Below are 5,690 nucleotides of genomic sequence, written 5' to 3'. Positions count from 1 at the left end.
GCGCAGCGGCTTCCCTTCCCAAGGGACGGCACCGCCTGTCGCGCCGAGGGTGGCGCCCGGCAGCTCCCCCGCCACGCCGCACAACGAATGCGAGGGCGAAAGCCGAGCCGTGCAGAAGAAACCGGCCCGCTGCCGCGGGATCGCCGCTGAAGCAGCTCCCACCACGGTGTGCTCCCACCGGGGTTCCCGCTAGCGCTCGTTCTCCATTCGGGAGCGCATGGCGGCCGAGCCCGATTACAATGCGCGTCTCACTGCGTCAAAGGGACATTCCGTGATCATCCAGCCCAAGGTCCGTGGCTTCATCTGCACCACCGCTCATCCGGTCGGTTGCGCGAAGAACGTCGAAGAACAGATCGCCATCACCAAGGCCAGCGGCACGTTCGCCGAGGGTCCGAAAAGCGTGCTGGTGATCGGCGCATCCACCGGCTACGGCCTGGCCTCGCGCATCACCGCCGCCTTCGGCCAGGGTGCCGCCACGCTGGGCGTATTCTTCGAGAAGCCATCCAGCGAGGCGAAGACGGGTACGGCCGGTTGGTACAACTCCGCCGCGTTCGACACGCTGGCGCGTGAAGCCGGTCTGTTCAGCCGCTCGATCAACGGCGACGCCTTCGCGGACGAAACACGCGCGAAGGCCATCGAGATCATCAGGAACGAGATGGGCGGCAAGGTCGACCTCGTCGTCTATTCGCTGGCCTCGCCCGTGCGCAAACTGCCCAAGACCGGCGAAGTGGTGCGGTCGGCGTTGAAGACCATCGGCGACACGTTCACCGCGTCGTCGGTGGATACCAACAAGGATGCGGTCATCCAGGCGTCCGTCGAACCCGCGACGGAGCAGGAGATCAAGGACACCGTCACCGTCATGGGTGGCGAAGACTGGGCGTTGTGGATGGAAGCGTTGAGCGAAGCCGGCGTGCTTGCCGATAATGCCACCACCGTCGCCTACAGCTATGTCGGTACCGAGATCACCTGGCCCATCTACTGGCATGGCACGCTCGGCCAAGCCAAGCAGCATCTCGATCGCACGGCGAAGGAACTGCGCGACCGTTACGCGGCGAAGGGCCTGCGCGCCTACGTCGGCGTGATGAAGTCGGTGGTGACCCAGGCCAGTTCCGCGATTCCAGTGATTCCCCTGTACGTCTCGATGGTCTTCAAGATCATGAAGGCGAAGGGTATCCACGAAGGCACGATCGAGCAGATCAACCGCCTGTTCCACGATCGGCTGTACCGTCTCGACGGAAAAGCCGCGGAAACCGATGCCGAGGGGCGCCTGCGTCTCGACGACTGGGAGCTGCGTGAGGATGTGCAGGGCGAGTGCAAGGCACTATGGCCCACCGTCACCACGGACAACCTGTGGCAGGTTACCGACTATGCCGGTTACAAGCACGATTTCATCAAGCTGTTCGGCTTCGAGGCGAAGGGCGTCGATTACGACGCGGACGTCAGCCCCGACGTGCAGTGGGACGTCGTGCAGCTCTGATGGAATAGGGAGGAACCGACCGCCATCGCGCCTCAGCGCGACGCGGTCAGCTTCAATACCTGCCCGGGCTTCACCGCCTGGGTCTGCAAGTCGTTCCACTTCATCAACTGCTCGACGCTCACCTGGTGGCGGCGTGCGATCGTCCACAGCGATTCGCCGTTGTTGACCTTGTGGATGACGACCTGTGGCTCGTCCACCTTGGCGGCCTTCGACGGCTTGCCCGCCTTCGCGACCGCGCGTGCGTTCTTCGCGGGCGCGCCGGCCTTCGGCTTGCCCTTCGTGGACTTCACCGGCGCGTCCGCGGCGGCGTCGTCGGCCACGGGCCCGGTGACATCGGCGACCGGATCGACCGGCCCGAGCTTGTACTGGTCGGCTGCCGACTTCGGCAGCAAGAGGCTGGAACTGATCGTGCCCTTGCTCGTCCGGTAAGCCGGATTGAAATCGCGCAGGTCGTTCATCGACAGCCCCGATTGCTTCGCCGCCTGGGCCAGCGATTGCGGGCTGGATACCTTCACCACCTGCAGCGTGTCTTCGCGATCCTGGCGCGGCAGGCTCACGTTGAAGCGTGCGGGGTCGCGCACGATGCAAGCCATCGCCATGAGCTTCGCCAGGTGTTCCCTGGTGCCCGCCTTCATCGGTACGTCCGGCAGGCCATCGTCGTCAGACGGACCACCGTGTTTGTCGAGCGTCTTCTTCAAGCCGAATTCGCCGGCGTTGTAGGCGACATCGACCAGGCGCCAATCGCCGAGGTCGTCGTAGTAGCGGCGCATCATGTTCATCACCGATTCGGTCGACTTGGTGATGTCCAGGCGCTCGTCGTAATTCTTCTCCACGCGCAGGCCGAGGGTGCGCGCGGTCTGCGGCATGATCTGCCACATGCCCGCGGGACGGTTCCTCTGCCCCGGCACGTGACGGTACTGGCTCTCCACCCAGGGCAGCAGGGCGAACTCGCCCGCCACGCTGTGCTTCATCGCCGACTTGTGCGCGTAGACGATCAGCGGCAGCACTTCGTTCACCTGCTGCTCGAAACGGTTCGGCTGCTTGGTGTAAGTGCGAGCCCAGGCCATCACCTGCGGGTCGGCGTCACAGCCGGGCATGGCGAAGCTGTCGCGCATGTCGGACCAGAAGTCGGCTGGTGGCGCGGGGCGCAGAAGCTTCGGCGCCACCGCGACGTCCTGCACGGGAGCGACCGGTGCCGGCGTGACGGTGTTGGGCGACGACGGCACCGGGCGCGGAATGCCGCCCGCGCAAGCCGTGAGCAGGAGGGGAAGGAGGGTAGGCAGCAGGCGCCGGCTCAGTACGTTCATGCGCTGAAGGTGTCCTTGGCCCGGCGCAGCGCGGCGAAGCGCTCCGTCCGCGTGGCGTGGTCCTGGCCCTGGACCTGGAGCCAGCGGGCGATGGCCTCGCTGTCCACGCGCAGGAACGGATTGGTGGCGAACTCGTCGGCGAGGCGGGTCGGCACGCTCGGCCGGCCCTCCTGGCGAAGGCGCGCCACCTCGTCACGACGGTGGCGCAGGGCACCGTTGTCCGGATCGACGCTGAGCGCGAAGCGGATGTTCGATGCGGTGTACTCGTGCGCACAGCAGACCAGCGTCTCCGGCGGCAGGTCGGCGAAACGGTCCAGCGAGGCGAGCATCTGTTCCGGCGTGCCTTCGAAGAGGCGGCCGCAGCCGACGCTGAACAAGGTATCGCCGCAGAACAGGAAACCTTCGCCGTGATAGGCAATGTGCGAGGTGGTATGCCCGGGCACGGCGATCACCTTGAAGCTGGCCTTGGGCGCATCCAGTGTGAAGGTGTCGCCGTCCTCGACGATCTGGTTCTTCGGCTGGATGCGGGGATCGGCGGGGGCGTACACCTCCACGTCGTGGTGGCGGACCAGGTCCGACACGCCGCCGATGTGATCGTTGTGGTGGTGCGTCAGCAGGATGGCCGTCAGCCGCCAGCCTCGCTCTTTCAGCGCGGCTTCGACGGGGGCGGCTTCACCGGGATCCACGACGAAGGCATTGCCTTCGTCGTCGGCGACCAGCCAGATGTAGTTGTCGCTCAAGGCCGCGACGGGAACCCAATGCATCGGGTGGACTCCGTGACGTCGATAGGGCGCGAACACCCAAGGAATGGCCGCCGGGGAGACATCCTTACCGGGCGGGGCGGCCGGACTATATCAGCCGGGTATATCCCGCTCGTTAGCAAGGCGTTAACCGGTGCGGCACCCGTTCAACCCCACTACACTCATCCCGCATGCCTCATTTCGCTTCCGACATCTATGCGACTCCCCAGATCGGCAAGCTCCTGGCCGATGAAGCGCATGCCCTCGCCCCGATGCTGGCCCGCTGCACGGGCGACCACGGCCTGCACCTGACCACGTCCGCGCCGGCCGAACCACCCGCCATCCCGCTCCTGGGCCACTGGGCGACCGTACGGGTCGCCGGGGCGGTGCTGGGTGGCGATGTCCACGCCAGCGGCCTGGAGGCCCTGCCGTTCACCGACGAGGCCTTCGGCGTGGTGCTCCTGCGCCACGCCCTCGAAACAACGGCCCGGCAGGACAACCTGCTGGACGAGGCCATACGCGTGCTGGCACCCGGCGGCATGCTCGCGATCACCGGTATCCATCCGGTCGGCCTGTGGTCGCCCTGGGTCGCCCGGCAGAGCCGCGGCACGCGGCCCCGGCTGACCTGGCCGTGGTGGTGGAGCCAACGCCTCGTCCGTGACGAGTTCGAACTGTCCATGCCTCGCCGCGTCGGCAGCGCCTGGCCCCGGGCGGGCGGTGCGCCGGTCGGCGAGTCGATCGTCGGTGGTGGTTATTTCCTGGTGGCGCGCAAAAAACGTCCGGCGGCGGTACCCTTGCGCCCCCGTGCGGCCGCCGTGCCGGCACCCATGCCTGGCACGCTCGCCTCCGGCGCGCGCCGCAACGCCCGTGAATCGATTACCTGAAGTCCTCCATGACCGATACCGACACCGTTGAAGCCTTTACCGATGGCGCTTGCCTGGGCAACCCCGGCCCCGGCGGCTGGGCCGCACTGCTGCGCGCCAAGGGCGTGGAGAAGATGATTTCCGGCGGCGAAGCCGAGACCACGAACAACCGCATGGAGATGATGGCCGCGATCTCCGCGCTGGAGGCGCTCACCCGGCGCTGCAACGTGCACCTCATGACCGATTCCAAATACGTCATGCAGGGCGTGCAGGAATGGGTGCCGAAGTGGCGGCGCAACGGTTGGAAAACCGCCGACAAGAAACCGGTGAAGAACCAGGACCTGTGGATACGCCTCGACGAGGCCGCCGCGGCGCACACCGTCACCTGGGAATGGGTGAAGGGTCACAACGGGCATGTGGAAAACGAGCGCGTCGACGTCGCCGCGCGCGACCAGGCGATCATCTACAAGGCGAAGGGGAAGGTGGCATGAGACAGATCGTCCTCGATACGGAAACCACCGGCCTCGAAGCGCATCTCGGCCACCGCCTGATTGAAATCGGCGCCGTGGAACTGATCGGTCGCAGGCCGACCGGCAACCATTTCCACACCTACCTCAATCCCGAGCGTTCGATCGACGCCGAGGCGAGCGCGGTGACAGGCATCAAGGACGAGGACCTCATCGGCCAACCATTGTTCCGCGACAAGGTGGACGAGTTCCTCGCGTTTATCCGCGGCGCCGAACTGATCATCCACAACGCGGCGTTCGACGTGGGCTTCATCAACGCCGAACTGAAACTGCTTGGGCCGCAGTACGGACAAGTGACCGATCACGCGACGGTGCTCGACACGCTGCTCATGGCACGCACGATGTATCCCGGCCAGCGCAACAGCCTGGACGCGCTGTGCAAGCGCCTGGGCGTGGACAACACGCGCCGCGATCTCCACGGCGGCCTCCTCGATGCGCAGTTGCTGGCGGAAGTCTACGTCGCGATGACCTCGGGCCAGGTGGCCCTCGATTTCGCGTTCGACGCCGACAACGATCATCGCGGCAACCATGCGCTGAATGACATCGTCATCACCCGTCGCCCGGTGGTCCTGCGCGCCACGCCGGAAGAGTTGGACCTTCACGCGAAGCGCCTCGACGCCATCGACAAGGCGGCCGGCGGCCAAAGCATCTGGCGCAAGCTCGAATCGGAAACGATTCACTAGAAGGCAGGTGTGCGTCGCGGGGGAGCTGCCGGGCGCCACCCTCGGCGCGACAGGCGGTGCCGTCCCTTGGGAAGGGAAGCCGCTGCGCGGCCA

Annotated in this window: 6 protein-coding genes; 4 read left to right on the top strand and 2 right to left on the bottom strand. The window is 66.3% G+C overall.

Features of this window, described 5'->3' with window-relative positions:
- The first annotated feature begins 271 nt into the window (after window positions 1–271).
- Window positions 272–1,477: an enoyl-ACP reductase FabV gene (fabV, locus tag AB6730_RS18810; protein ID WP_371025118.1), complete on the top strand. Its 1,206-nt coding sequence runs from the start codon at window positions 272–274 to the stop codon at window positions 1,475–1,477.
- A gap of 32 nt (window positions 1,478–1,509) precedes the next feature.
- Here fabV and AB6730_RS18805 read toward each other — a convergent pair whose 3' ends face one another.
- Both AB6730_RS18805 and gloB read right to left on the bottom strand, forming a co-directional pair.
- Window positions 1,510–2,784, bottom strand: coding sequence for a transglycosylase SLT domain-containing protein (locus tag AB6730_RS18805; RefSeq protein WP_371025117.1), 1,275 nt, complete (start codon window positions 2,782–2,784; stop codon window positions 1,510–1,512).
- Window positions 2,781–3,548, bottom strand: coding sequence for a hydroxyacylglutathione hydrolase (gloB, locus tag AB6730_RS18800; RefSeq protein WP_371025116.1), 768 nt, complete (start codon window positions 3,546–3,548; stop codon window positions 2,781–2,783). The genes AB6730_RS18805 and gloB overlap by 4 nt, the downstream gene beginning before the upstream one ends.
- Window positions 3,549–3,715: 167 nt before the next feature.
- Here gloB and AB6730_RS18795 point away from each other — a divergent pair, with 167 nt between their 5' ends.
- From AB6730_RS18795 to dnaQ, 3 genes are read left to right on the top strand one after another with little or no spacing between them, the layout of a single operon-like run.
- Window positions 3,716–4,408 (top strand): methyltransferase domain-containing protein, encoded by a 693-nt coding sequence (locus AB6730_RS18795; RefSeq protein ID WP_371025115.1) that lies wholly within the window; start codon window positions 3,716–3,718, stop codon window positions 4,406–4,408.
- Between the two features lie 8 nt (window positions 4,409–4,416).
- Complete coding sequence (gene rnhA, locus AB6730_RS18790; RefSeq protein WP_371025114.1) at window positions 4,417–4,878, top strand: ribonuclease HI; 462 nt, start codon at window positions 4,417–4,419, stop codon at window positions 4,876–4,878.
- Entirely contained in the window at window positions 4,875–5,597 is a 723-nt protein-coding gene (dnaQ, locus tag AB6730_RS18785) for a DNA polymerase III subunit epsilon (protein ID WP_371025113.1), read from the top strand. Before rnhA ends, dnaQ begins: the two co-directional genes overlap by 4 nt.
- The last annotated feature ends 93 nt before the right edge of the window (window positions 5,598–5,690 follow it).

The organism is Luteibacter sp. RCC_6_2 (assembly GCF_041360655.1).
In the GTDB taxonomy this organism is placed as follows: domain Bacteria; phylum Pseudomonadota; class Gammaproteobacteria; order Xanthomonadales; family Rhodanobacteraceae; genus Luteibacter.
The sequence above is the reverse complement of the archived record's forward strand: the minus strand, read 5'-3'. Positions and strand labels throughout refer to the sequence as shown.

Bases quoted from the DNA above. Each gene is read 5' to 3' on its own strand.
- gloB (WP_371025116.1), bottom strand. From the start codon at position 3,548: ATGCATTGGGTTCCCGTCGCGGCCTTGAGCGACAACTACATCTGGCTG.
- AB6730_RS18805 (WP_371025117.1), bottom strand. From the start codon at position 2,784: ATGAACGTACTGAGCCGGCGCCTGCTGCCTACCCTCCTTCCCCTCCTG.
- rnhA (WP_371025114.1), top strand. From the start codon at position 4,417: ATGACCGATACCGACACCGTTGAAGCCTTTACCGATGGCGCTTGCCTG.
- AB6730_RS18795 (WP_371025115.1), top strand. From the start codon at position 3,716: ATGCCTCATTTCGCTTCCGACATCTATGCGACTCCCCAGATCGGCAAG.
- dnaQ (WP_371025113.1), top strand. From the start codon at position 4,875: ATGAGACAGATCGTCCTCGATACGGAAACCACCGGCCTCGAAGCGCAT.